We start from the raw sequence: 26,223 nt of genomic DNA, 5'->3' as shown, positions 1-26,223 counted from the left end.
TTCTGTTCAAGCTTATATTGGCATGATTCTGTGTTGTATCCCACAAAAATTGTTGGACAAACTGACTAGGCTCAACTATTTATAGCGGCCTACCTTAGCGTTGTAAAGTAGGCCGTTAAGGATTAATTCGGTTTAAAATCTTTGGAAAAGACCACAATTTTGGTCGTAGACATATACAGAACGTCATTGTGCTGATTGAGCGCTTGCGTAACATAGGTCACAATGCCGCGGTCTGTCTTACTTTTCGATGGAGTAATTGCTGATATTTCAACTTCTACACGAATTTTATCCCCCGGACGCGTTGGGCGCGGCCAACGCAGACTTGATTCAGAGCCAATTAAGCCATAAGCCACAGGGAAACATTCAGTCCATAAGCGCATTGTTACAGCAGCAGTATGCCAACCACTTGCCGCTAGCCCTTGAAAGATCGGGTGCTGTTGGGCTTTGACTTCATCTATATGAAATTCCTGAGGATCAAAAGCGTTGGCGAATTGCTTGATTTCTTCAACAGTCATTTCATATTCACGACTGCTAAAGTGATCACCAACTTTAAGGTCTTCCAGATACAGCATTTTCATCTTCCTTTGATTCTACTTTATGTTGTTCTATTAAAAAGCCACCGGTTTGACGCTGCCACAAGTGTGCATAAATACCATTCAAAGCGACAAGCTCTTCATGGGTGCCTTGCTCAGCAATACGTCCTTGATCCAAGACAATCAATCGATCCATTTGCGCAATTGTTGACAGTCGATGCGCAATGGCAATCACAGTTTTGCCTTGCATCAAATCATCTAAACTCGATTGAATCGCAGCTTCGACTTCTGAATCGAGCGCACTTGTGGCTTCATCTAAAATTAAAATCGGTGCGTCTTTTAAAAATACCCGAGCAATCGCAATACGTTGACGCTGACCACCTGATAATTTTACGCCACGTTCACCGACAAATGCGTCATAGCCACGTTGACCACGTAAATCGATCAATTGAGGAATGAATTCATCAGCTTTCGCTTTACGCACTGCATCATACATTTCTTCATCTGTTGCATTCGGGCGGCCATATTTAATATTTTCTTCAACCGTGCGATGCAATAACGAGGTGTCTTGGGTCACCAAAGCAATATTTTTTCTTAAGCTATCTTGGGTAATATCTTCTATATTTTGGCCATCAATCGAAATACGACCATGGTTGATATCGTAAAAGTGGAGTAAAAGTTGAATTAATGTCGATTTTCCGGCACCTGAACGCCCGACTATACCGATTTTTTCACCTGGTCGAATGGTTAAATTAAATTGATTGATGACCTTTTTATCATTATAAGCAAAACTGACATCTTCAAATTTAATTTCGCCTTGCTGTACTTTTAAGTCGGTTGCATCAGCTTTATCTTGAATATGAATTGGGCGGCCCATGGTTTTCATCCCATCTTGAATGGTCCCGACATTTTCAAATAGGGCAGATGTTTGCCACATCATAAACTCGGAAATACTACTGAGTTTTAAAATCATGGCGGTCGCTGCTGCAATGACCCCAAGCTCAGCTTGACCATCCATCCAGAGCCAAACGGCTGTTCCAAGTACGCCACCATATAAAACAATGATCAGCAAATTCGTCGCGATGTTGTATTTTGCAGCAAGTCGCATTTGCTTATACACCGTCACCATAAATTCTTTCATTGAGGCTTTGGCATATTGGCTTTCACGGCCTGCATGGGCAAACAATTTCACCGTTTGAATATTGGTGTAGGCATCGGTGACACGACCAGTCATTACTGCGCGTGCATTGGCTTGCTCATTCGAAATTTTGCTCAATTTTGGGATGAAATAGCATGCAGAACCAATAAATAAAGCCAGCCAAAGTAATAATGGAACAATCAACAGTGGCGATATAGCACCTAAAATCACGGTGATCGAAATCAGGTAAATGAAGACATAGGCCAACATGTCACCAAGAATAATCCAAAACTCACGTACAGCCAGTGAAGTTTGCATGACTTTGGCAGATAAACGACCTGCAAAGTCGTTGTGGAAGAAATCTAAACTTTGTTTCAGTAATAAGTTATGAAATCTCCAACGTAGGCGCATTGGAAAGGTGCTATATAGAATCTGATGTTTAATAATGGTTTGAAGGCAAGAAAAGAAGATATTTGCCAATAAAATAAAGCTCAAAATGGTCAGATTGGTCTGGTGCTGCTGTAAAAAGGTTTCAGGTTGAGACTTACTGATCCAATTAACTAATTCGCCAATTTTGGAATAAAGCAGTGCTTCAAAACTCGCTACACCTGCTGTACAGAGTACCAATAACAATAGGTATTTTTTTACACCCGTCGCAGCTTGCCATACAAAGGGGAAAAATTTTGTCGGCAATGGTTTATTCAAGTCCTGTTCAGGATAAGCGTCAACTAAATTTTCAAACCATTTAAGCATGCAGATAACCTGAGAATTTTGCTGTAATTAATCTTTCTTTCTTCAGCTCTGAGTGTAATGGATTCGCTGGTTTTTCTCCATTTTGATTTGTTTATTTACTTAAAAGCTTGGCTGCAAAAGTTTATAGAATTAAAATGTACAACCCGATTACGACCTTGGCGTTTTGCTTCGTATAGAGCAATATCGGCCTGTTTAATTAACTGATCAAGTTTGGCGTGGTCAGGGTCAATTTTGGAAACACCAATGGAGATCGAAAATTTCAGCAATTGACCATCTATATAAAACTGGTATTGTTCCATTTTATGTCTTAACCGTTCAGCAATTTTTAATGCATCTTCTGGGACGGTATAAGGCAAAAGTACAATAAATTCTTCACCCCCGAAACGCGCCAATATATCGTAAAAACGCATTTCTTTCCGTGCAATTTCAGCAATTTGGCATAACACTTGATCGCCGACATCATGTCCGTATTGATCATTAATCGCTTTAAAATGATCGACATCAAAAATCAAAAGACTGGTACAGACCGTCATTGGGGTTTCTTGGATTTTTTTATTTGCAGCATGTACAAATTGGCGACGATTGCTTAACTGGGTTAATTCATCCGTATGGGCAATTTTGCGCAGGGTATGAAAGTTCCAGTCATCTAGCAGCGCTCTTAGAAACGTTTTACGAGAGTTGAGCGTAGAGTTCCAGCAGATATACATACTGAACAGCAGCACAGGAACGTACACCAATAAAAATATTGTAAAATCACCAAAATCATTAATGCGCCATGCGCCAAAAAGTATCGCTGCCGAGATCATGGCAGAGGTCATGATCGAAGGGCGAAAATGCACATGAATACTTAAATTACCCAATACAATCAAAATAATGGCGGCATATTGATAGCTATGAACCAGTTCATTTTGCGACTGAAGTAATATCTCAAACCAGAGAATCGCTGAAAGGCAAGTGGCGAGTGGCAAAATCAAATCGAGCAATTTAATCTGTTTGATATATTTAAACAGAACATAGTTCAGGCTAAATGCACCAATAATGGCAATGATACGAATCACACCTGAAAGCATTTCTACGTCTGGCAGCACATAGCGATCTGCCCAAAAATAGATTAAAAATGCCAATTGAGCGAAATAGTTGACCTGTTTTAAATAATCTTTCTGGTTATAGTACAAAAACTTGTAATAAGCATTTTTAAACTGTGCCGGGATACGTGCAATCGGGTCGGATAAAGCACGCTCAATACGGACACGATTCTCTAGGTCACATGCTTCTGCCTGTATGAGCGTATGTTGGGCAGAAGTGCGATTCATCGATTCTATGAGTAATTGTGATTCGTTTTTAACTGATTTCCGAGAAGGTTGATTGGGGCCTTCCATGATCAAGTTCCTATTTTAGAAGCGTTTTTATGCAACTGTTAACAAATAGTATCTAAAAATGTCTACATTTGTATAGTATTTGTTCTGATTTTTTAATTATATTTAGTTGTTTCGGATGAATTATATTTTTAAGGAATCGAGCGATTAGCGCATTTATCTGATTCGCTTTTATTCCTTATATCGCATGATCTAAAGTAATTGCGGAAGTAGAGGGGGGTAAGCGATAGCCCCATGTATATTCAAAAGCCATTGTGACTTTTTTAATTTGCAGAATTTCTTCTTTGAATATACATGGGGAGAGGAAAGTTTAGCTCTTAACTTTTATCGACATTTGGTTGAACGAGGTCTTTAAAATCGGCACTAGAAGGAGCTTGATAGATTTTAAGACCAAACTCAGGTGTGATTGCAATCAGATGGTCAAAGATATCCGATTGAATCGCTTCATAATCTTTCCATGCAATTGTTTTACTAAAAGCATAAATCTCTAAAGGTATGCCTTCACTCGTGGGCTGTAACTGACGCACCAAAATCGTTTGGTGTTGGGCAATGCCTGAATGCTGTTGTAAGTAGAATTCTACATAGGCACGAAAGGTCCCAAGATTGGTTAAACGGCGCTGATTATATTTCGATTGATTTGAAAGTTGCTGATTAAACTGAGCAAGCTCTTCATGCTTATGATCAAGATATTGATCTAATAATAAAAATTCTTTGAGTTTGTTTTGCTCATCCTGTGTCATGAAATGAATAGAGCTTTGATCAATATAAAGTGAGCGTTTGATACGACGAACACCTGACTGAGCCATACCACGCCAGTTTTTAAAGGTATCAGTCACCAATTTATTGGTTGGAATCGTGGTAAAGGTCTTATCAAAGTTCTGCACGGTAATGGTATGTAATGACATATCAATGACATCGCCATCCGCATTGAGCGAAGGCATCTCAATCCAGTCACCAATTCGCACCATGTCATAAGAAGAAATTTGTACCGAAGCAACCAGTGACAAAATGGTGTTCTGAAAAACCAACATGAGCACGGCCGCCATAGCACCAAAGCCTGCGAGTAATGTAAATACATCTTTTTTCAGGAAGGTACCTAAAATCATCAGGCCACACACCAAAAAAATGATCAATTTGACCAGTTGCAAATAACCTTTAATTGGTTTGTTTCTAGATTTTGGATTACGTTGGTAAATCAGATTAAAAATATTCAGTAATTCAGAAATTGCCAAAGCAATGGTCAAGAAGATAAAAGCCTGACAAGCCATCTGCACGATTGAAGTAAATTTCACAGATAAATGTGGGACTGTAGTTATGCCATTTAAGATCACAATTGCTGGAACAATGTTAGCAAAGCGTTTAATCACACTATGTTCTGACAAAATTTGACTATGGCTAAAGGCCATTTTAGATACGAGCTTTCGAATACCACGTACCACAATTTGCTTGGCGATAAAATTTGCAATAATGGCAAAAACAATAATGAGACTGAGCGATGTCAGCATTTCTAACCAAGGGTATTGATCTGACCAATCTTGAATATTTTTAATGAACTGAAATTTTTCCAAAATTATCCTACTCTTATTGAAGTAAATGAAAGGCTTAATGATCAAACTATTGTAATTATGATGATTATATAAGCAATTTTATACTCGTAAACTTTACGGAGTTACGACATGTATAGTCCATAATGTTACTTATTTTGTGCTAAAAATGATTTTTTGAAGGTATAACCTAATTGATGAACTAAAATAAATAAATGTTGAGCTAAAAAAAGCTCCCTAATTGGGAGCTTCATTAGTGATATGAAATGCTTACCACATTAAATCATCAGGAATTACATAAGCTGCATATGGATCTTCTTCATCCGTGGTTTGCTCATTCACTTCAGAATTATTCACAATAATAAAGCCTTCCATTTTCGCATTAATACGGTCGGCTAATTCTTTTGGTAAAAAAGCATAGTTGCTATTTTCACGTGCAATAACAAGACTGCCGGCAACGAGGGCATTATAAATTTGCTGATTGATATAAAGCTTTTTGATCTTGGCATCATCGATAAATTGATAGGTCGATTCGCCATCGGTATCACGAATTTTATGCTGATTAATCATTTGCATGATGGCAGCTTTTAATTCTTTTTCTTGCAAAACTGCTTTACGATCTTGCTCTAAAGCATGATCTTTGGCCATTTTCTGCTGCTGATCTTGCTCAATTTTCGCCTTGATTTCAGCATCTTTACTTTCACCAGTACGTTTTTCATGTATGGCTTGTTTAGACAATTTTTTTGCCTTTTTATTATCGACCAGACCTGCTTTAAGCAGTTGCGCCTGTAATGCATTTTTAACCATAATACGTTCCAACTAATCGTGTATATGTCGATAATGAAAATAGATGATCCAATATACTGCGCTCATGACTAAACTGAGTGCGGCAGGAATCAGGAATGCGTTTAATTTTAAATAAGGATAAAGCCAACTGGCAAGTATGCCACCAACGATAAATCCCGCCAAAATTAATAAATGTAAGACCACACGTTTAGACTCAACCGGAAGTCCACGGGCTTTATAACCCAAAGCCAAACCTAAGTCCGTCAAAACACCAGAAAGGTGTGTGGTACGAATAATGGTACCTTTATAGTGGCTAACCATTGCATTTTGTACACCCATAGCCACACATGCCCAAAGCAAAGCGTAACGTGGAAAATAGGGCAATAGTAGCCAACACAGGACAATAAAAAAAGCCACCAAGCTTAATGGGACGCCATAACGTCTGGTTAAGCTAAAGTGACTATTTCCAAGAATAAGCCCACTATAAAATGAGCCAATCACATAACAGAGTAAGACTAAAATCAAATAAATAATCGTATTTGGCTGCCATGCAATGAAGGCCATGGCTAACATACTGACATTACCGGTCATGTGAGATACTGACTGGTGCAAGATGGTCACCAGTCCAAGTACATTAATCATTCCTGCATTCACTGCGAGGAAAAAAGCACCCAGTTGTATCCAAAGCGGTAAAGTCTGTAAAGGCATGGCCTCGCCTTAAAAAGCATCCAATATCAGGATATTATCTTAAACCACGGTCTACTGCAGCTGTAAATAATACGTCAGTCGAAGAGTTTAAAGCGGTTTCAGTTGAATCTTGGAGTACGCTAATAACCATACCAATGGCTACAACTTGCATCGCGATATCACTTGAAATACCAAACAGGCCACAAGCCACTGGAATAAGCAGCAATGAACCACCAGCAACACCTGAAGCACCACATGCAGAAACGGTAGCAACGACTGATAAAATCAACATTGTGCTGAAATCAACAGAAATGCCCAAAGTATGAACTGCTGCTAGTGTGAGGACTGTAATTGTGACCGATGCACCTGCCATATTGACAGTTGCACCTAAAGGAATCGCTACGCTTGCAGTTGACTCTGGTACACCAAGACGCTTTGCAAGGTCTAAGTTAACTGGAATGTTTGCAGCGGAACTACGTGTAAAGAATGCAGTGATACCACTTTCACGTAGACATTGGAAAACCAATGGGAACGGGTTTGAGCGAGTCATAAATGCCACCATTAGTGGGTTAATGACCAAAGCTACAAAGAACATGGTACCGAGTAATACCGCAAGTAAGTGCGCATAACTAACAAGCGTTTTTAGACCTGAGTCGGCAAATGTAACAGCAACCAAACCGAAGATACCAATAGGTGCAAAGTTAATCACTAAACGGATCACTTTATTCACTGCATCAGCAGCGTCAGATAAAAAGACTTTGGTGTTCTCTGATGCATGACGAAATGCAATACCTAAGGCAACAGCCCAAGCCAAAATACCAATGAAATTTGCTTCAGAAATTGCTGTAACAGGGTTTGCGACAAAACTTAATAATAAGTTTTTCAATATTTCAGCAAGACTGCCTGGCGGCACAAGGTTTTCTGCAGCAACATCAAGAATTAATGTACTAGGGAATAAAAGGCTTGCTACTACTGAACTTAAAGCAGCAAGGAACATACCAATAGCGTACATCAATATAATTGGTTTAATATATGCATTACTGCTACCCACTTTGAAATTTGCAATGGATGACAGCACAAGTACAAAGACCAGTATCGGTGCTACGGATTTCAATGCCTTAATGAATAAATCACCAAGCAAACTTAAATAGGGTGCAACGCCTGGAGCAACAACAGCAACCAATACACCTAAAATAATGGCGATAATAATTCGGGTTACTAAACTCAAGCGTGTAAATGCTGAAAACATAGGAGAGCCTTGTCAGAATTACAATGACAAAATGATGAAAATTAGCCCTGTATTTTATACGAAAATGTCGCATGCTTAAAAAATAATTTAATTTAAAAATAAACCTTTGTTTTTTATAATCTATTTTTGTGTATTAAAATGTAAACCCTTCAAAACTCACTGTTTATCAAATTCGCATTGATTAAACAGTGAGCTAATAGGCCTTTAAATTTGGTACTCAGAACTGGCTGTCGCAAGCTCTGTAACGGCTTGATAGTGGGTGAGAAAAATTTGACCACTCAAATGCGTGAGTAATTTTGAGTGCTGCAATTTGTCCATGACAGGACCTTTGACCTCGGAAAAATGCAGTCGAATATCTAATTTTGATAATTCAGCATTTAAATCTTCCAACATTTCTAAGGCACTGAGGTCAATTGAACTGACGCTTGAGCAGTTGATAACAACATGCTCTAGATCAATATTTTCACTGACTTCATTGATCAAGAAACCTTTAAGCGTATTGGCATTTAAAAACGAGATATTTTCATCTATACGGAGCGAGAGTATATGTGGTGCGGTATAGACATGATGGCGCTGTACATTGCGGAAGTGCTGTGTGCCCTCAACCAAGCCGATCACCGCAATATGTGGACGACTAATGCGCCATAACAACAGAATAAAGGTAGAAATAATACCAATAATGAGACCTGTAGAAATATCGATACACACCACACCGAAAAAGGTCACCCACATCGCTATACCATCAGCTTTTGAATAACGCCATGTATCCACAAAAGGTTTAAAGTCGACTAATTTCCAAATGGAAACAATAATTGTGGCCGCCAAGATCACTAAAGGTAAGTCTTGGAAAAAACCAGTGAAGTAGAGACTGACAACGATAATCAGCAATGACGACAACACACCTGCCATCGGGGTTTTTGCACCTGCATCTGCATTAACCACTGTACGAGATAAGCTACCCGTCACTGGAAAGGCAGAGCTAACCCCAGCGCTTAGATTGGCTAAACCTAGAGCGACCAACTCTTGGTTACTGTTGAGTTGGCTTCGTTGTTGTAAGGCAGTGGCTTGGGCAATAGACAGTGACTCAACAAAACTGATCATGGCAATCATTGTTGCACCGGGCAGTAAGGTTTGTACCAGTTCCCAGTTCCAATGTGGAAAGCTTAAGGGTGGAAATCCTGAAGGAATTTCACCGACGGTTTTAATGCCGACATTTTGCAGGTCAAATAACATCACCGATGCAATTGAGATCACCACTAGTATCAATGGAAGTGCTTTACTTAGAAAGGCAGTAGAGCCGAATCGAGATTGAATTGATTGAGTGGCCAACATTTTTGGTACATAGATTAAAAACAGTATGGCCAGCACACCAAAGATGAGTGAAGCAAAGTGAGTTAAACTCAGGTATTCCCACAGACTTAAAACAAACTCAGGGATGTTGTTGGCTTTTAGCGGGACATCGACGAGAAACTTAAACTGACCTAGTGCAATGAGCAGAGCCGAAGCAATAATGAAGCTTTTAATGACAGGATGACTGATCAGCTGAATTAAAAAACCAAAACGTAGTACACCTAGCATCAGAGAAATCAGGCCGACCATTAAGGCCAAAAGTGTAGCGGCTTCAATATAAACAGGCGAACCAACTTCAAATAGCGGATTGAGCGTGGCGAAAGTCATCATCGAAATGATTGCCACAGGGCCAATCGATAAGGTTGAGCTTCCACCAATGAGTGCGTAGACAATCATCGGTAAAATACTGGCATATAAACCCATGATTGGGGGTAAACCTGCCAGCATGGAATACGCCATACCTTGAGGGACTAACATGGCAATCACGATCAGCGAAGCAAGTACATCAGATTTAAATTTCACAGTGCTGTAGTGCTGTAACCACTGCCAAGCAGGAAATTTCTGTAAGAAATGAGGTTTTAAATCTGACATAAACTTATCTAAATCACAATTTCATATATATTATGCATAAAAAATGCTAAGAAGTCTTGTTCAATAAATTTTGACCTTACAATATTGCAGGAAATTTAAGGGGATATTTAAGAAGCCATCATTTTAAATGAATTAATGAAAAGTATGAGCTGATTTAAAGCTTTGGATATTCGATATAAATATAGATATTTTGAAGAAGTTTGGAGGGTAAATTAAGGTATTGAATTGCTGTCCATTGCGATGATTCATCTATAGTGGTGCAAGAACAGCATGTCTGGCTTGAAATTTTAAAATAACTGAATGTTATTTATAAGATTGGTTGCAATACAATTGGTAAAGAGTATTGAGAACTTGAACTAAATTTGCATCTTTAATTGAATAATAAATTTGCTTTCCATCACGACGCGTGGTCACAACATCACTTTTGCGTAACATCATCAGTTGTTGTGAGAGGGTTGGCTGTTTAATATCAGTGATTTCTTCAATCTGAGACACATTCAATTCTTGCTGTGCTAGATGACATAAAATTAGTAGACGATCCGTATTTGCCAGCGACTTTAAAACGCCCACGACTAATTCGGCAGAATCACGCATAGTAGTGATTTCCAGATCGGTATTCATTGGATATGTCCATACGATTAACAACAGCTCAAGTATACGGATATCACGGCTTAATACATTGAATAAATAAGACAATTTCTATGGTTTTTTATGAAATCAAATATCATTAATTTTTATAAGTTTAAATTTAGTTAATCAGTTAAATTTATTGCTTGATTTTAGTGCAAGCTTTCACAAAATGCACATAAATATAAGACATTAGCTTAAAAAATCATGCACACTTTGAAAATAATTGTATCATCTAAAGATCGTATTCAATAAATACACAAGGGATAAATAGTCATGACAACAGATTCAGCTTTTCCAGCAACGAGTAATTTAGGTATCGCGGTATATAGTAATAATGCTGAAGCGATTGGTAATACACCTTTAGTTCGTATTAATCGTGCGATTCAGTCAGATGCAACGGTCTTGGCTAAAGTTGAAAGCCGTAACCCAGCATTTTCTGTGAAATGTCGTGTGGGCGCAGCTCTCATTGCAGATGCAGAAGAAAAAGGTTTATTAAAACCGGGTATGCATATTGTAGAACCAACGAGTGGTAATACAGGGATTGCTTTGGCATTTGTTGCAGCAGCGAAAGGTTATGCAATTACATTAACCATGCCAGCAAGTATGAGTATAGAACGCCGTAAGGTGTTGAAGTCTTTTGGTGCAAATCTCGTATTGACTGAACCTGCTAAAGGCATGAAAGGTGCGGTCGAAGAAGCACAGCGCCTCGTTGCCGAACATCCTGAAACGTATTATTTACCACAACAGTTTGAAAACCCTGCAAACCCTAAAATTCATGAATTGACCACTGGCCCAGAAATTTGGGAAGCGACCGGTGGTAAAGTGGATATTTTAGTATCGGGTGTAGGTACAGGTGGTACGATTTCTGGCATTTCAAGTTATTTTGAAAAAGTGAAAAATCAGCCGCTTTATTCTGTTGCGGTAGAACCGGCTGAATCTCCGATTATCGCCCAAGCGAAAAAAGGCGAAACACTGACTCCTGGGCCGCATAAAATTCAGGGGATTGGAGCTAACTTTATTCCGGGTAACTTAGATCTAGACCTTGTTGATGAAGTGATCGGTATTGAAAGTGCTGAAGCAATTGAGTGGGCGCGTAAAACGGCTACTCATGACGGTATTTTAGTGGGTATCTCTAGTGGCGCGGCAATGGCAGCTGCGGCAAAACTTGCTGCACGTCCTGAGAATGCAGGCAAAACCATTGTGGTCATTTTACCGGATGGTGGTGAACGTTACCTTTCTTCAGTTTTATTTGAAGATATTAGTGCTGACTAATAATTCTGACATGAAAAAAAGCCCATTCATTTGAATGGGCTTTTTTATTGATGATTTTGCTATTTGTACGTGTCTTAAGAAGCGTCTTGATCATCGTTTTTGGGATTTTGTTTTTTAATTTTTCGTTTAGGTGGTTCATGTCCTAACTTTCGAGCGATGTATTTAAACAGGAAGCCTAAGAGTATGCATATCGTGACAGCAGGGATAACCACTTGAGTGAGCCAAACATCAATATGATCTAGACTCCAACTTAAAATTAAAAATAAAAAAGCACACAAATATGCGCAGTTAAAGCAAATGTTCGACAGTTTGTACATGCGAAAGAGAGTAATTCGTTTGGTGGTCACGAATCTCTATCTTACTGAATAATGAGGAAAGGTGTAGTTTTAATATCAGAAAAATAAACTAATTGAATAATCATTATTCAATATTATTGATTATGTTTTTAAATCTTCGCAATTCTTTATACCTTAAAGAAAAGCCTTGCTGTGAGTCAGAAAAACTTGACCTTCCCATTATGGTAAAGTTTAAGCTATAGCCTAAAACAAGCACATATGATTGGGATGTTGCCATGACAGATTCGACAGAACGCAAACTTTTTGACGGCACACTTGCTATTGAAGGGATGACCTGTGCTTCTTGTGTGGCACGGGTGGAAAAAGCCTTAAAAAAAGTCGATGGCATCACTGATGCTCAAGTGAATTTAGCCACTGAAACAGCACATGTTCAGAGTGATAAAAATGTGGATTATTCTGCTGTAATTCAGGCCGTTGAAAAGGCAGGTTTTGGTGTTGCACAGAAGCAGATTGAGCTTGAAATTGAAGGGATGACTTGCGCATCGTGTGTTGCACGTGTTGAAAAAGCATTAAAGACAGTTCCAGAAGTCATCGATGCAAAAGTGAATTTGGCAACTGAAAAAGCCACGATTACGGCATTGGCATCTGTTGAAAATTCTGCATTGGCGAAGTCTGTAGAAAAAGCAGGTTTTCATATTGCACAGCCCAATATTGAATTAAATATTGATGGAATGACCTGTGCTTCATGTGTGGCACGGGTTGAAAAAGCCTTAAACGCTGTAGACGGTGTCAATAAAGCAACGGTAAATTTAGCCAGTGAAAAAGCCTTTGTTCAGGCTCCCGCTTCAAAAACACAAGAATTGATCGCGGCAGTTAAAAAAGCGGGATACAGTGCGACCGTTGCTACACAACTACAACCGACAATGGCAGAAAAAAAAGCCGATGAAGCTCGGTTACTCAAACGTGATTTAATCATCGCATTGGTACTCGCTGTTCCTGTTTTTATCTTGGAGATGGGATCACATATGATTCCAGCTTTTCATCATTTTATTGCACATAATTTAGGGACACAAAATAGTTGGTATATTCAGTTTATATTAACCACTTTGGTGTTAATCCTACCCGGAAGACGCTTTTATCAGCACGGCATACCAGCACTTGCGCGACTTGCCCCAGATATGAATTCTTTGGTCGCAGTCGGGACTTTATCTGCTTATAGTTTTTCTTGTGTTGCAACATTTGCTCCGCAATTATTACCGCAAGGTACGGTTCATGTGTACTTTGAAGCAGCCGCAGTAATTGTGGCGTTGATTCTTTTGGGTCGTTTTATGGAGGCGAAAGCCAAAGGTAAAACATCGCAAGCTATTCAATACTTAGTCGGCATGCAACCCAAAACAGCACGTGTAGAGCAATCTGGTACCTTTATAGATTTGCCGATTAGTGATGTTAAAACAGGTATGTTGATTGAAATTCGGCCTGGTGAACGTTGCCCAGTCGATGGTGCTGTAGTGTCTGGGAACAGTTATATTGATGAATCCATGATCAGTGGCGAGCCAATTCCTGTCGAGAAAAAAGCCGGTGATCAAGTTGTCGGTGGAACGATTAACCAAAATGGGGCCTTGAAAATACAAGCCACTGCGGTAGGTCAAGATACTGTTTTGGCACAAATTATCCATATGGTTGAACAGGCTCAGGGTTCAAAATTACCGATTCAAGCTTTGGTGGATAAAGTCACGTTATTGTTTGTACCGGTGGTGATGGCGTTGGCCTTGATCACCTTTTTAGTTTGGTATGTTGTAGGACCTGAACCGAGTTTAACCTATGCCTTAGTCAATGCTGTAGCAGTACTGATCATCGCATGTCCATGTGCAATGGGTTTGGCAACACCAACGTCTATTATGGTCGGTACAGGGCGAGGTGCAGAGCTTGGAGTATTGTTCCGTAAAGGTGAAGCCTTACAACAACTCAAAAATACTCAAGTGGTTGCAGTCGATAAAACAGGGACATTGACGGAAGGTAAACCGAAACTGACAGATTTTGAAGTCACTGAAGCTTTTGATAAAGATCGCGTATTTCAGTTATTGGTCTCTGTAGAGCAGAAATCTGAGCATCCGATTGCATATGCCATTGTTCAAGCTGCAAAAGAGATGCAAGTGCAACTTTTAGAGGTTGAGCATTTTGATTCCGTGACTGGTGCTGGGATTCAGGCCGTTGTTGAAGGACAAAGCATTTTTATCGGTGCAGATCATTTGATGCATAAACTTGGTTTAGATACACAAATCTTTTCATCACTGGCGGAACGCATGGGCAATGAAGGGAAAACCCCGCTCTATGTATCGATCGATCAACAGCTTGCTGCCATTGTTGCTGTAGCCGACCCGATCAAAGCCACAACCTTTACAGCCATTCAAGCTTTGCATGATTTAGGACTGAAAGTGGCCATGATTACAGGTGACAACCGACACACTGCCACTGCGATAGCACGACAGTTGAAGATTGATCATGTAATCGCTGAAGTAATGCCAGACCAAAAAGTGCAATCTGTACAACAATTGCAAAAAGAACATGGTGTTGTTTGTTTTGTCGGCGATGGCATTAATGATGCGCCTGCACTTGCGCAAGCAGATGTGGGCATGGCGATTGGTACAGGGACAGATGTGGCGATAGAGGCTGCGGACGTTGTGCTTATGTCGGGTAATTTACAAATGGTACCGACAGCAATCGCACTGAGTACTGCGACGATGAATAATATTCGCCAAAATCTATTTTGGGCATTTATTTACAATGCAGCATTGATTCCCGTCGCTGCAGGTGTGTTATATCCATTCTTTGGCATATTGCTTTCACCTATGTTCGCCGCAGGTGCAATGGCACTTTCATCGGTGTTTGTTGTGTCAAATGCCTTGCGTTTAAAAGCATTTAAAGGGCCAGTTTTTCAGGAGTCTTGAGATGAATATTGGACAAGCAGCGAAAGCATCGGGCATTTCTGCAAAAATGATCCGCTATTATGAATCGATTGGGCTGTTAAATAATGCGCAGCGCACCGATGCCGGCTATCGAGTTTACTCGGAAGCCGATATTAAAACCTTGAGTTTCTTAAGACATGCGCGTGATTTAGGTTTTTCTTCTGAACAAATGAAAGATTTACTTGAGCTTTGGAAAAATCAAAGTCGGCAAAGTGTAGAAGTTAAAGCATTGGCGTTAAAACATATCCAGACCTTAAATCAAAAAATCGCAGACTTACAGGCCATGGTTGAGATCTTGCAACAATCTGTAGATGGCTGTGCCGGTAATGATCAAGCCGATTGTACGATTTTAAATCAAATCGAAACGGGCATGGCTGAGTGCTGCCATACAGCAAAGATTTAAATCCGCTTGACCTTACAATCGTGGCAAGGTTTATAGTGTTGTTATTAGAAAAGAAGGATGAATATCATGAAATTTCGTATTGATAATATGACATGCGGTGGTTGTGCCCGTAGCGTAACAGCAACGATTAAAGACTTAGACGAAAATGCAACGGTCACTATTGATGTAGCTACAAAATTAGTTGACGTTGAATCTAGTGCCAGTGCAGAGCAATTGATTAGCGCTTTAACCGAAGATGGCTTCCCACCTGTGATTGCATAACCTAGATATTGTTTAATGAAAAAAAAGCCGAACAATTGTTCGGCTTTTTTATTTATAAATCAATTCTATACGGCTGAAATTTTATCTGGCGTCATCAGCGCCTGATTAATATATAGCTTGATTAAGCGTTCACGTGAACCGATTGATTTTTGATAATGCGTTGAATTGAGGAGTAGGGATGCACCATAAGTGACCGTCCAAATATAAGATAAATAATCACGTATCGACATTGCGCTTTCAAGTGATTTTAGATAATCACTGGTCATATCCTTAATTTCAATAATACGTTCTTCACGAACACGATAGAGCTCTTCAAATAACTCTTTTAATTTACGTTCATTATTCGTTAAGCGTTCTTCAATGACATGTAATAATATAGTTCTATTAGAATTCAACATATTATAAAGCATATATTGTGAAACATAAGTTTTAATATCATGATTATATTTTTTTGAAATTTCTAATAATCGTTTTTCATTTAAGATAATCAGTTCTAAATATAATTGGTTTTTACTTTTAAAATGTTTATAAATCGTGCCTTTGGCAATATCTAGTTCACAAGCTAACTCACTTAAGGTGATGTCTTGATTATTATCTAATAGCAGGGTTTCTGCCATGGCTAAAATTTTTTCCTTGCGAAGGATAAAATTTTGTTGGCGTACTGAACTCATGATAACTGTTCCATAAACATCTTGAGGGTGAACAAGCCTAGCTTAAGCTAAATCTTGTGAATCTTACATTCCACTATGGTCTCAAATATTACATAAATTGGTTTAAAAATAAACACATTAGTAGAGTGCGTAAAACATATAGAATTCATAGCATAAAATTAATGTCAATAAAACTGAACCCTTGAGGTCATTTTTTTGAAATAAAATTCCATTTTTATTTTTTTTAATTTATTGTCTTTTCGCTTTTACAACAAAAGCAGCATTTAACAAAACGGTCTTGGTTGTTATGTTATTAATACACCCTAAATTAAACATGATTATAGGTACTATTATGTTTGGTTTTAATCAATTACCAATTATAAATTTATTCAATTCAATAAATTTATTTAATTGTAATAAAATAATGCTGCTCAAAATATCAGGTGGTTATTTTCCACTTGTCGGTAAAAACACATTATCTATATCCATTTTAGATATCTATCTGAAAAAACAGATCTTTAAAAAATCCACACAAAATTGATTTGATGATTTTGTGCGGGAGCGTGCAACTTTAAAAAAGTACTTTGTCAAAGACGCTGACAAAGCCTGTAGAAAAGGAAAGTACAATGCCAATATACAATGCGCCGTTAAAGGACATGGACTTCATCTTAAATGATGTATTCAATGCAGATGAGTTCTGGCAGTCAAATGAAAACTTAGCTCATATTGATATGGCGACTGCAAATGCCATTTTAGAAGAAATGGCTAAGTTTTCTAAAAACGTTATTCTAGACTTGAACCGTACTGCAGATGAAGAAGGTGGTGCGCAGTTTAGTAATGGTGTTGTTACTACGCCTACAGGGTTTAAAGACGCTTTTAAACAATTCGCTGAAGGTGGTTGGGTTGGTTTAGGCGCTTCTGAAGAATGGGGCGGCCAAAACATGCCGAAAATGTTGACGGTACTTGCTGACGAAATGATTTGGAGTACCAATCCATCATTTATGTTGTATCCACTACTGACTGTGGGTGCAGGTATGGCGATTAATGACCGTGCTTCGCAAGAGCAAAAAGAAACCTATCTTCCAAAATTTTATACGGGTGAATGGTCAGGCACTATGTGTTTAACTGAACCACATTCAGGGACTGATTTGGGGATCATTAAAACCAAAGCAGAGCCGAATGAAGATGGTTCATTTAACATTACAGGCACGAAAATTTTCATCACCAGTGGTGAACATGATCTGTGTGAAAACATCATCCATCTTGTGTTAGCAAAAACGCCAAATGCACCTGCGGGTTCACGTGGTATTTCATTGTTTATCGTTCCAAAATTCCATGTCAATGCCGATGGCTCAGTCGGTGAACGTAATGCCGTATCAGCGGGTTCAATTGAACACAAGATGGGTATTAAAGGTTCTGCAACGTGTGTTATGAACTTTGATGGTGCCAAAGGTTATATCGTTGGTAAAGAAAACGAAGGTCTTGCGGCGATGTTTGTCATGATGAACTACGAACGTTTATCGATGGGTATCCAAGGGATTGGCGCAGCAGAATTTGCTTACCAAAATGCTGCACAGTATGCGACTGATCGTCTACAAGGTCGTTCTGCGACAGGTGTAAAATCTCCTGAAAAACCAGCAGACTCTATTTTAGTACATGGTGATGTACGTCGTATGTTGTTGAATGTACGCGCCAACAACGAAGCATCTCGTGCATTTGCTGTGTATGTTGGCCAGCAACTGGATATTACAAAATATTCAACTGACGAAGCTGCTGTGAAAAAAGCCAATGACCGCGTGGCTTTATTGACACCTATTGCAAAAGCCTACCTAACAGATACAGCCCTACAAGCTACTTTAGAAGCGCAAATGTGCTTTGGTGGTCATGGCTATATCCGTGAATGGGGTATGGAGCAATGCATTCGTGACTTACGTATTTCACAGATTTACGAAGGCACAAATGGCGTACAAGCGATTGATTTAATTGGACGTAAAACCACGAAATGTAATGGTGCATTTATTGCCGAATACATTACTGAAATTCGTGATTTTGCTGCAACCATGGCAGATTCAAAAGTTAAATCTGCAGCATTGCAAGTTTCTGACGAAGTTGAAGCATTAACGCAATTCATTATTGAACAATCTAAAACTACACCAGACTTTAGCAGTTCGGTTGCAGTCGATTATCTGCATGCAGTTGGTTTACTCAGCTTTGTTTATATGTTTGCACGTATTAGCAAAGCTGCGGCTGCAAAACCAGAGAGCTTCTTCCAAAACAAACTGGTACTCGCAGATTTCTATGTTGAGAAAGTTCTACCTGACCTTGCTGCCCGTGCTCAACGCATTAAAGCAGGTTCTGAACTTATCATGCAGCTATCTGAAGAATACTTCACCGCTCAATCTTAAAGTTTCATCGAAACCACTGTGAAAAACATTAAGATGGAAAATCTGAGGAACCAGTCATGGTTCCTTGGGGTTAAAAGATTTAAAACAGGATGAAATAAGAAATGATTGTAATTGTAGATGGCGTACGTACAGCGATGGGTGGTTTTCAGGGTTCACTTTCATCTTGTACAGCCCCAGACTTAGGTGCTGCAGCGATTCAGGCTGTTGTTGCACGTGCAGGTTTAGAACCTACAGATATTGACGAAGTTATTTTTGGCTGTGTATTACCGGCTGGTCTTAAACAAGGTCCTGCACGCCAAGCGATGCGTCAAGCAGGCTTACCAGATACAACGGGTGCCACCACGATTAATAAAATTTGTGGTTCAGGCATGAAGGCAGTGATGCAAGCAGCTGATGCGATTAAAGCCGGTTCGGCCAATATTGTGGTTGCTGGTGGTATGGAGTCGATGTCAAATGCGCCATATTTACTTGAAAAAGCGCGTTCAGGCTATCGTATGGGTCATGGTAAAACCACAGACCACATGTTTCAAGAAGGCCTAGAAGATGCTGAGACAGGTTTGTCGATGGGCATCCTTGCACAAGATATGGCAGATAAAAAAGGCTATACCCGTGAACAGCAAGATGCTTTTGCCATCAACTCACTCAATAAAGCCGTTGCAGCGATTCAAGGTGGTTTCTTTAAAAATGAAATCGTGCCGGTTACCGTTAAAAGCCGTAAAGGTGACGTCGTTGTTGACACAGATGAACAGCCTTTAAGTGCTAAGCCTGAAAAAATCCCTACACTGCGTCCTGCATTCAAAAAAGACGGCACGATCACAGCTGCCAATGCCAGCTCAATTTCTGACGGTGCATCTGCTTTGGTGGTTACATCAGAAGAAACGGCCCAAGCACGTGGTTTAACACCACTGGCAAAAGTCGTTGCTTATGCTACAAATTCACAGCATCCGTCAGAGTTCACGATTGCTCCAGTCGGTGCTATTGAGAAAGTACTTGCACAAGCCGGTTGGGATGCACAAGAAGTTGACCTGTGGGAAGTCAATGAAGCATTTGCCATGGTTACAATGCTGGCGATTGATGGATTTAACTTAGATGAAGCAAAAGTGAACATTCATGGTGGTGCTTGCTCACTTGGTCACCCACTAGGTTCATCAGGTTCACGTATTATTGTGACGCTGATTCATGCCTTAAAACGCACTGGCGGTAAAAAAGGTGTCGCAGCACTGTGTATTGGTGGCGGTGAAGCAACTGCAATTGCGGTTGAACTGATTTAATTTGCCTCAATTTATATAAGTAAGCTTTTAGATAAGTACGTTTTTAGATAAGCAATAACAAACGCTATCTCAGTTCGCTGGGATGGCGAAAAAAGATGTTTATTTTGAGATATTTATTTTTTGAGATTTAATTATGAATGGTTTAGATCGCATTCGCTTACTCTCCCTTCGCGACAAAGTAATGTCTGCTGAAAAAGCGATTGAGTTAATTCAAGATGGTTCAGTGGTTGGTTTAAGTGGTTTTGGTGGTGCAGGTGAGGCAAAGACGGTTCCATTGGCACTTGCAGATCATGCAATTTCACATCCTCTTCGTATCACTTTGGCAACGGGTGCTAGTTTAGGAAATAGTATCGATGGTCGCCTCAATGCGGCGCATGCGATAGAACGTCGTTATCCGTATCAGGCAGATCCAGGTTTACGTAAAGCCATCAACGCTGGCGAGGTCATGTATATCGACCAACACTTGTCTGAAATGGCCGATAATATTCGTCATCATAATTTGCCGCGCATTAATGTGGCCGTTATTGCAGCGACTGCAATTACAGAAGATGGTCAAGTTATTCCGACAGGTTCATGTGGTAACTCAGCCAATTTCATTGAAATGGCAGATCATGTGATTATTGAAATTGATAATACGATTAACCCAGTGCTCGAAGGTGTACATGATATTTATGTGCCTAAAGCGCGACCAAACCGTGGGCCAATTCCACTGACTCAGGTTGGTGAACGTATTGGTACGATTGGGATAAATGTCAGCCCCGATAAGATTTCAGCTATTGTGTTGAATGATCTGCCAGATACCCAGTTTAAAATGGATGAACCTGATGCTGAAACCCTAGCGATTGCTCAGCATCTGATTGATTTCTTTGAAGGTGAAGTGGCAGCAGGGCGTTTGCCTGAAAATTTGGGCCCGCTACAGTCAGGTGTGGGTTCGATTGCCAATGCTGTATTCGCAGGTTTTGAGCATTCTAATTTCCATGATTTGGAAATGTATTCAGAAGTACTACAAGACTGTACTTTCCAGCTAATTGATTCTGGAAAAATGAAATTTGCCTCAGGCTGTTCAATGACGCTGTCTGAGCCTTGTGCACAGCATGTGATGAACAATTTTGATCAGTACAAAGACAAAATTGTGTTACGTCCACAAGAGCTATCCAATAACCCTGAAATCATTCGACGTTTAGGCATTATTGCGATTAATACTGCGCTTGAGTTTGATATTTACGGAAACGTAAATTCGACCCATGTGACGGGTACGAAAATGATGAACGGTATTGGCGGTTCAGGAGACTTTACTCGTCATGCGCACATTGCCATTTTCGTAACCAAGTCGATTGCAAAAGGTGGTGCGATTTCATCTGTGGTGCCAATGGTGAGTCATACCGACCATACTGACCACGACGTTGACATCGTGGTTACAGAGCAGGGCTTGGCAGATTTACGTGGTCTTTCACCACGTGAGCGTGCACGTAAAGTCATTGAAATCTGTGCACATCCAGATTATCGCGCAGCATTGTTGAGCTACTTTGAACGCGCATGTGAGCTTGGTGGTCAAACGCCGCATATTTTAAAAGAGGCTTTGTCTTGGCATGCCACATTTGAAGAAACCGGTTCAATGCGTCAAATCGTATAAACCTAAAGATTGAAAATATTTAAATAAGCCCACAATCAAGTGGGTTTATTTATTATGAAAGACTACAAATGTTTCAAAACATGACAAAAGAAAAACAGCAGGACTTGGTTTGCAACTTTTGCACAACATGAACGGTCTTAAGTTCTCTTCAAGGCTTTCTATAATGCAAAACTCATTGACAAAGAAGGTCAGTATTTTGAAAAAGATTCAATTATTTTCTGCGATGTTGTTCGCAGTTTTCCTCACTGCATGTAAAGAAAGTCCAGCGCCTGATTATGCAGGAACATGGCAAAATACCGCAGTAGATCCGCAACTTGAAAATGCGCTGATTATTAGTAAAAATGGTGAAAACTATTTCATTACCAATACTTTAAAAGATAAACAAACTGGTAAATCTGAAAAGAAAAATCCTGTACCTGCATCTGTCGCTGAATCTGGGTTACTGGCTGTAAACTCTGGTACAGGTGCTGTTGAATTTGCGATTGACGAAAAAACTGGAAATTTAGTCGGGTCTGGATCAATTTATAAAAAAGTAAAATAGATCAATTATCTATAGATGCAAAAATATCAAAAGCAGCCTCTAAGTTGGGCTGCTTTTTAACTTTTAAGCGAACGCTTATTTACTTTAACTTAGTTCAGAACCGAAGAGAAATCATGGATAAAATAATCCGCTTTATTTTTGATTTGCTCAATTTCGTGCTCTGAATATGCATCATACACGGCAACCACTTCAATGCCTGCTGCATTTGCAGCTTCTACACCAATGAGTGAATCTTCAAAAATTAAACATTCTTCAGGTCGAACTGCAAAATGTTCAATCGCCTGTAAATAGACTTCAGGATGCGGCTTAATATTTTTGACACTTTCACGGGTCAGGATCAGATCAAAGCTATTTTCAAAATGCAGCATTGGATAGATGTTAATATTTTTTTGATATCGATAAATATTTTGCAGGCTGGTCGTGGTGGTAATTGCCACCTGAATGCCTTGCTGAATGAGCTGTTGAACAAATAACGCTGCATGTGGTTTAAGCAAGATGATATGTTCTAAAAAATGCTGTGAAATGGCATATCGCTGCTGTTTGATTTGATCTGCTGTGTGTTGTTCAATCTTATAAGTATCTTTTAGATAGTTACAGTACATTAAGTAAGGGTCTGGTGTATTTTTAAATAATTGCAGCTGAATGTCACGTTCACGTTGAATGAAACCCAGTTGGATGGTTTGTCCAGTTAACTGTTGAATCAAATCTGCGTCGACCTGATTCCACACGCCAACAGAGTCGATAAGTGTGCCATCTAAATCAAAACAAACCAGTTTTTTTCCTTGAAGCATGTTGATATCCAAATTCGAGCTGTGTCTATTATGCGGACGGATTGGAGTGTTGAAAAGCCAAATGCAACTGAGCAGGCTAAACTGGCGTTTCATCTGCAATAAAAGTAATATTTCGTTATTGGCTTTTTGTATAATTCAGCAGATGATGCACAGCATAACTTGCAATATTTAATTAGGGATTAAATCTTTCGTGTTTGAATTGGACTGTAAACTTCTTAGCATTTTTTTTCATGTTTATAAGTACAAAAATGTGTCACAAGCTGCTGAACACTTGCAGATGAGTCAGCCTACAGTCAGTAATATTTTAAATAAAATACGACAGCATTATAACGACCCCTTATTTTTACGTATCGGCAATGAAATGGTGCCTACGGAGTTATCGCGTCAATTATTTCCTTTAGTTAGCGAAGCCTTGAGTAAAGTCGAAGCCATTAATAATTTTACGATTAATTTTGATCAAGCCATTTCAGATCAACAATTTACTTTGGCCATGACCGATGTTTCGCATTTGGTTTTATTGCCTAAAATCAGCCAATATCTAAAAAAACACGCGCCACAAATACGTCTGAATGTACGCCCGATTACCACTGAAACCAGTTATCAAATGGCGAATGGTGAAATTGATTTAGCATTGGGGTTTTTACCACATTTGGAAAGCGGTTTTTATCAACAAAAACTGTTTGAGCAATATTATGTGGTGATTGCAGCTAAGGATCATCCACGATTAACGGGTGACACCATTACAACTGAGCAATATTTATCAGAGTCGCACATTGATATTGATGCAGGGATGGGGCACTACCATATTGAAAATGAGCTGCTTAACCTTGATTTAAAACGTGATATTTTGATGCGGTTACCTAGTTATTTAGGTGTGGGCTTGGTTGTGCAAGACACTGATGCGATTGCAACTGTGCCGTACTACTTGAGTGAAGTATTGCTTTCACGTGGTAACTTAAAAATATTTGATGCGCCGATTGCATTTCCAACCTATGGCGTGAAGCAATATTGGCATATGTCGTGTCATCATAAAACCAGCCATCAATGGCTGCGTCATATGTTCCATGAAATCTTAGTGAAGTAAAAAATACCATTAAAAGATCTCGTGTAGAAAAATTGATTGCGAGACGTTTAGTGAATAAAAGCATAAGCATTCCACTAATCGATAAATGCAATTTTGTGATAAATATTGTCAATTAACTTATTTTTCATCATAAAGCTGACTGATTAGTATGTGAATTAGTTATCACTTTTTATGAAAAAAATATGAGCGGCAAATCAAAACCTTTAATTATTACGGCGATCGTCATTGTGGCGATCGCTGCTTTCGTATATTTCCAAGCTAAAAAATCTACTCCTGACACTTCAACGGCTGCAATTGCGCAAAAAGATCAGAAAGCGGTAGTCATTGCCTATCAAACGGGTGTTGATCCGAGCAAAGTGGCGCAGGCCAATGGCGACTATGAAAAAGACAGCCAACAGCCCATAGAATGGAAAAAATTTGATACGGGCGCAGACGTTGTAAATGCTTTGGCATCAGGTGATGTCAGTATTGGCAATATTGGTACCAGTCCTTTAGCTGCTGCCGCCAGCCGTGATTTACCTATTGAAGTGTTTTTTATCGCAGCAAAACTGGGTGCTTCAGAAGCCTTAGTGGTGAGCAATAAATCAGGCATTGAAAAACCTGAAGACTTAAAGGGCAAAACCATTGCTGTCCCTTTTGTTTCTACAGCACATTACAGCCTGCTTTCTGCATTGAAGCATTGGAATCTGTCAGAGTCTAACGTCAAAATTATTAACTTACGCCCACCTGAAATTTCTGCGGCGTGGGAACGTGGCGATATTGACGCGACTTATGTATGGGAACCTGCTTTAAGCAAGGCGAGTGCCACAGGTAAAGTTCTGACCGATTCTAAGCAAGTTGCAGAATGGGGCGCACCAACATTTGATGTTTGGGTGGTTCGTAAAGACTTTGCAGAGAAAAATCCTGAGTTTTTAAAGTCCTTTGTTCAAACTTCTTTAAAGAAAATAGATGAATACAATCAAGATCCGAAAGCGTTTGAAGCGAATACAGCTTATATCAATAGCATTGCGCAATTAACCGGTTCTGATGCGAAAGATATTCCATTACTGCTATCAGGCAATATTTATTTGAACCAGCAGCAGCAAGCTCAAAGTTTCAGCACAGATTTTGCCAAGAATATTTTAGATACAGCAACCTTTTTAAAAGCCCAAGGCAAAGTAGATAAAGTCAAAGCCGATTACAAGAGCAATGTGACAGCATTATTTGTTCAGCCTTAAGGATGTGAAAATGAGTATCTTAAAAGCGGAAAATATTAGCCTGACCTATCCAGAAAAAGAGGTGGCTGTACTAAAAAATATCAATTTGGACGTGCCTGAATCGACTTTAACGGTTGTACTTGGCGAGTCTGGCTGCGGCAAAACGACGCTTTTAAATATTTTGGCGGGTTTTCAGCAGGTGAGCGCAGGCCAAGTCAAAATTGATGATGAAGTTTTAACTGGCTCAGATGCTAGACGTGCTGTAGTCTTTCAAGAACATGCCTTACTGCCTTGGCTCAACGTGTCAGATAACGTAGCATTTTCCTTGAAATTAAAAGGCTTAAAAAGTGCAGAGATAAAGTCACAAGTCACATCAATTTTAGGGACTGTGGGCTTGTCGCATGTGGCAAATGCCAATATTTGGGAACTTTCAGGCGGTATGAAACAGCGCGTCGGTATTGCACGTGCCTTGATTAGTCATGCACCGTTTATTTTGCTGGATGAACCTTTTGCCGCACTCGATGCATTTACCCGAGAAAGCATGCAGGAGTTTGTGCTGAATTTATGGATTAAAGAGAAAAAAGGTTTCTTCCTCATTACCCATGATATTGAAGAGGCGCTTTTATTAAGCAATCAATTGGTGCTGATGACAGCGCGCCCGGGGACGATTGTTGAAACGCTCAAGCTGGATTTTGCTGAGCGCTACCGTAAAGGCGAATCTATACGAGCGATTAAGTCTGATCCGCAGTTTATTCAGCTGCGTGAAATGTTGTTTGAACGCTTAAAAGCGCAAAAATTACATGTGATGGAGTCTTAA

At 39.5% G+C, this 26,223-nt stretch carries 22 protein-coding genes and 1 pseudogene; 12 read left to right on the top strand and 11 right to left on the bottom strand.

From position 1 onward, the window contains the following. Window positions 1-122: 122 nt before the first annotated feature. The 9 genes from B1201_RS12395 to B1201_RS12355 all read right to left on the bottom strand — a co-directional run bounded on the left by B1201_RS12395 (window position 123) and on the right by B1201_RS12355 (window position 10,628). Entirely contained in the window at window positions 123-572 is a 450-nt protein-coding gene (locus B1201_RS12395) for a MaoC family dehydratase (RefSeq protein ID WP_078193809.1), read from the bottom strand. Further along, window positions 550-2,424, bottom strand: a complete 1,875-nt coding sequence (locus B1201_RS12390; RefSeq protein WP_078193808.1) for an ABC transporter ATP-binding protein — start codon at window positions 2,422-2,424, stop codon at window positions 550-552. Before B1201_RS12390 ends, B1201_RS12395 begins: the two co-directional genes overlap by 23 nt. Before the next feature lie 95 nt (window positions 2,425-2,519). Next, window positions 2,520-3,803, bottom strand: a complete 1,284-nt coding sequence (locus B1201_RS12385) for a GGDEF domain-containing protein (protein WP_078193807.1) — start codon at window positions 3,801-3,803, stop codon at window positions 2,520-2,522. Between the two features lie 314 nt (window positions 3,804-4,117). Next, on the bottom strand, window positions 4,118-5,368 hold the full coding sequence (locus B1201_RS12380; protein WP_078193806.1) for a mechanosensitive ion channel family protein: 1,251 nt from the start codon (window positions 5,366-5,368) through the stop codon (window positions 4,118-4,120). Window positions 5,369-5,614: 246 nt separating this feature from the next. Then, window positions 5,615-6,151: a DUF2058 domain-containing protein gene (locus tag B1201_RS12375; protein WP_078193805.1), complete on the bottom strand. Its 537-nt coding sequence runs from the start codon at window positions 6,149-6,151 to the stop codon at window positions 5,615-5,617. 12 nt (window positions 6,152-6,163) lie between these two features. Continuing rightward, entirely contained in the window at window positions 6,164-6,838 is a 675-nt protein-coding gene (locus B1201_RS12370; protein WP_078193804.1) for a YoaK family protein, read from the bottom strand. 34 nt (window positions 6,839-6,872) lie between these two features. Continuing rightward, complete coding sequence (sstT, locus tag B1201_RS12365; protein WP_078193803.1) at window positions 6,873-8,066, bottom strand: serine/threonine transporter SstT; 1,194 nt, start codon at window positions 8,064-8,066, stop codon at window positions 6,873-6,875. 204 nt (window positions 8,067-8,270) lie between these two features. Beyond that, a complete protein-coding gene (locus tag B1201_RS12360; protein WP_078193802.1) occupies window positions 8,271-10,007 on the bottom strand; it encodes a SulP family inorganic anion transporter in 1,737 nt (578 codons plus the stop codon). Between the two features lie 303 nt (window positions 10,008-10,310). Beyond that, window positions 10,311-10,628 carry an ArsR/SmtB family transcription factor gene (locus tag B1201_RS12355; RefSeq protein ID WP_078193801.1) on the bottom strand — a complete coding sequence of 106 codons (318 nt, stop codon included), beginning with the start codon at window positions 10,626-10,628 and terminating at the stop codon, window positions 10,311-10,313. A 282-nt stretch (window positions 10,629-10,910) separates the two neighbouring features. Between B1201_RS12355 and cysK the strand changes: the two genes are divergently transcribed. From cysK to B1201_RS12335, 5 genes and pseudogenes are all read left to right on the top strand, one after another. Beyond that, window positions 10,911-11,909: a cysteine synthase A gene (cysK, locus tag B1201_RS12350; protein WP_078193800.1), complete on the top strand. Its 999-nt coding sequence runs from the start codon at window positions 10,911-10,913 to the stop codon at window positions 11,907-11,909. 571 nt (window positions 11,910-12,480) lie between these two features. Continuing rightward, window positions 12,481-12,642 (top strand): annotated as a pseudogene (locus B1201_RS17310) (cation transporter); the annotation flags it as partial. A 72-nt stretch (window positions 12,643-12,714) separates the two neighbouring features. Continuing rightward, a complete protein-coding gene (locus B1201_RS12345; protein WP_373684751.1) occupies window positions 12,715-15,153 on the top strand; it encodes a heavy metal translocating P-type ATPase in 2,439 nt (812 codons plus the stop codon). Window position 15,154: 1 nt separating this feature from the next. Further along, window positions 15,155-15,574, top strand: a complete 420-nt coding sequence (gene cueR, locus B1201_RS12340) for a Cu(I)-responsive transcriptional regulator (RefSeq protein WP_078193798.1) — start codon at window positions 15,155-15,157, stop codon at window positions 15,572-15,574. A 66-nt stretch (window positions 15,575-15,640) separates the two neighbouring features. Next, a complete protein-coding gene (locus B1201_RS12335) occupies window positions 15,641-15,835 on the top strand; it encodes a heavy-metal-associated domain-containing protein (RefSeq protein WP_078190942.1) in 195 nt (64 codons plus the stop codon). Window positions 15,836-15,900: 65 nt separating this feature from the next. Here B1201_RS12335 and B1201_RS12330 read toward each other — a convergent pair whose 3' ends face one another. Beyond that, on the bottom strand, window positions 15,901-16,506 hold the full coding sequence (locus B1201_RS12330; RefSeq protein WP_078190941.1) for a TetR/AcrR family transcriptional regulator: 606 nt from the start codon (window positions 16,504-16,506) through the stop codon (window positions 15,901-15,903). A gap of 605 nt (window positions 16,507-17,111) precedes the next feature. Between B1201_RS12330 and B1201_RS12320 the strand changes: the two genes are divergently transcribed. The 4 genes from B1201_RS12320 to B1201_RS12305 all read left to right on the top strand — a co-directional run bounded on the left by B1201_RS12320 (window position 17,112) and on the right by B1201_RS12305 (window position 22,335). After that, window positions 17,112-18,890, top strand: a complete 1,779-nt coding sequence (locus tag B1201_RS12320) for an acyl-CoA dehydrogenase C-terminal domain-containing protein (protein ID WP_078193796.1) — start codon at window positions 17,112-17,114, stop codon at window positions 18,888-18,890. A gap of 101 nt (window positions 18,891-18,991) precedes the next feature. After that, complete coding sequence (locus tag B1201_RS12315) at window positions 18,992-20,161, top strand: thiolase family protein (RefSeq protein WP_078193795.1); 1,170 nt, start codon at window positions 18,992-18,994, stop codon at window positions 20,159-20,161. Window positions 20,162-20,294: 133 nt separating this feature from the next. Beyond that, window positions 20,295-21,794, top strand: coding sequence for a succinate CoA transferase (locus B1201_RS12310; protein WP_171263795.1), 1,500 nt, complete (start codon window positions 20,295-20,297; stop codon window positions 21,792-21,794). A gap of 223 nt (window positions 21,795-22,017) precedes the next feature. Continuing rightward, window positions 22,018-22,335 carry a hypothetical protein gene (locus tag B1201_RS12305; protein WP_373684752.1) on the top strand — a complete coding sequence of 106 codons (318 nt, stop codon included), beginning with the start codon at window positions 22,018-22,020 and terminating at the stop codon, window positions 22,333-22,335. 89 nt (window positions 22,336-22,424) lie between these two features. Here the strand turns inward: B1201_RS12305 and B1201_RS12300 are convergent, their stop codons facing one another. Further along, entirely contained in the window at window positions 22,425-23,126 is a 702-nt protein-coding gene (locus B1201_RS12300) for an HAD family hydrolase (protein WP_078193793.1), read from the bottom strand. Window positions 23,127-23,316: 190 nt separating this feature from the next. Here B1201_RS12300 and B1201_RS12295 point away from each other — a divergent pair, with 190 nt between their 5' ends. The 3 genes from B1201_RS12295 to B1201_RS12285 all read left to right on the top strand — a co-directional run bounded on the left by B1201_RS12295 (window position 23,317) and on the right by B1201_RS12285 (window position 26,223). Continuing rightward, window positions 23,317-24,210: a LysR substrate-binding domain-containing protein gene (locus B1201_RS12295; protein WP_078190935.1), complete on the top strand. Its 894-nt coding sequence runs from the start codon at window positions 23,317-23,319 to the stop codon at window positions 24,208-24,210. 182 nt (window positions 24,211-24,392) lie between these two features. After that, window positions 24,393-25,427: a taurine ABC transporter substrate-binding protein gene (gene tauA, locus B1201_RS12290; RefSeq protein WP_078193792.1), complete on the top strand. Its 1,035-nt coding sequence runs from the start codon at window positions 24,393-24,395 to the stop codon at window positions 25,425-25,427. A 10-nt stretch (window positions 25,428-25,437) separates the two neighbouring features. Continuing rightward, window positions 25,438-26,223: a taurine ABC transporter ATP-binding protein gene (locus B1201_RS12285; protein WP_078193791.1), complete on the top strand. Its 786-nt coding sequence runs from the start codon at window positions 25,438-25,440 to the stop codon at window positions 26,221-26,223.

The organism is Acinetobacter sp. ANC 5600 (assembly GCF_002018395.1).
GTDB lineage: Bacteria > Pseudomonadota > Gammaproteobacteria > Pseudomonadales > Moraxellaceae > Acinetobacter > Acinetobacter amyesii.
The sequence above is the reverse complement of the archived record's forward strand: the minus strand, read 5'-3'. Positions and strand labels throughout refer to the sequence as shown.

Excerpts from the sequence above, each read along its gene's own strand:
- B1201_RS12300 (WP_078193793.1), bottom strand. The coding sequence starts at position 23,126 with ATGCTTCAAGGAAAAAAACTGGTTTGTTTTGATTTAGATGGCACACTT.
- B1201_RS12330 (WP_078190941.1), bottom strand. The coding sequence starts at position 16,506 with ATGAGTTCAGTACGCCAACAAAATTTTATCCTTCGCAAGGAAAAAATT.
- B1201_RS12320 (WP_078193796.1), top strand. The coding sequence starts at position 17,112 with ATGCCAATATACAATGCGCCGTTAAAGGACATGGACTTCATCTTAAAT.
- cysK (WP_078193800.1), top strand. The coding sequence starts at position 10,911 with ATGACAACAGATTCAGCTTTTCCAGCAACGAGTAATTTAGGTATCGCG.
- B1201_RS12315 (WP_078193795.1), top strand. The coding sequence starts at position 18,992 with ATGATTGTAATTGTAGATGGCGTACGTACAGCGATGGGTGGTTTTCAG.
- B1201_RS12335 (WP_078190942.1), top strand. The coding sequence starts at position 15,641 with ATGAAATTTCGTATTGATAATATGACATGCGGTGGTTGTGCCCGTAGC.
- B1201_RS12395 (WP_078193809.1), bottom strand. The coding sequence starts at position 572 with ATGCTGTATCTGGAAGACCTTAAAGTTGGTGATCACTTTAGCAGTCGT.
- tauA (WP_078193792.1), top strand. The coding sequence starts at position 24,393 with ATGAGCGGCAAATCAAAACCTTTAATTATTACGGCGATCGTCATTGTG.
- B1201_RS12285 (WP_078193791.1), top strand. The coding sequence starts at position 25,438 with ATGAGTATCTTAAAAGCGGAAAATATTAGCCTGACCTATCCAGAAAAA.
- B1201_RS12370 (WP_078193804.1), bottom strand. The coding sequence starts at position 6,838 with ATGCCTTTACAGACTTTACCGCTTTGGATACAACTGGGTGCTTTTTTC.
- sstT (WP_078193803.1), bottom strand. The coding sequence starts at position 8,066 with ATGTTTTCAGCATTTACACGCTTGAGTTTAGTAACCCGAATTATTATC.
- B1201_RS12305 (WP_373684752.1), top strand. The coding sequence starts at position 22,018 with ATGTTGTTCGCAGTTTTCCTCACTGCATGTAAAGAAAGTCCAGCGCCT.
- B1201_RS12360 (WP_078193802.1), bottom strand. The coding sequence starts at position 10,007 with ATGTCAGATTTAAAACCTCATTTCTTACAGAAATTTCCTGCTTGGCAG.
- B1201_RS12310 (WP_171263795.1), top strand. The coding sequence starts at position 20,295 with ATGAATGGTTTAGATCGCATTCGCTTACTCTCCCTTCGCGACAAAGTA.
- B1201_RS12385 (WP_078193807.1), bottom strand. The coding sequence starts at position 3,803 with ATGGAAGGCCCCAATCAACCTTCTCGGAAATCAGTTAAAAACGAATCA.
- B1201_RS12355 (WP_078193801.1), bottom strand. The coding sequence starts at position 10,628 with ATGAATACCGATCTGGAAATCACTACTATGCGTGATTCTGCCGAATTA.
- cueR (WP_078193798.1), top strand. The coding sequence starts at position 15,155 with ATGAATATTGGACAAGCAGCGAAAGCATCGGGCATTTCTGCAAAAATG.
- B1201_RS12375 (WP_078193805.1), bottom strand. The coding sequence starts at position 6,151 with ATGGTTAAAAATGCATTACAGGCGCAACTGCTTAAAGCAGGTCTGGTC.
- B1201_RS12390 (WP_078193808.1), bottom strand. The coding sequence starts at position 2,424 with ATGCTTAAATGGTTTGAAAATTTAGTTGACGCTTATCCTGAACAGGAC.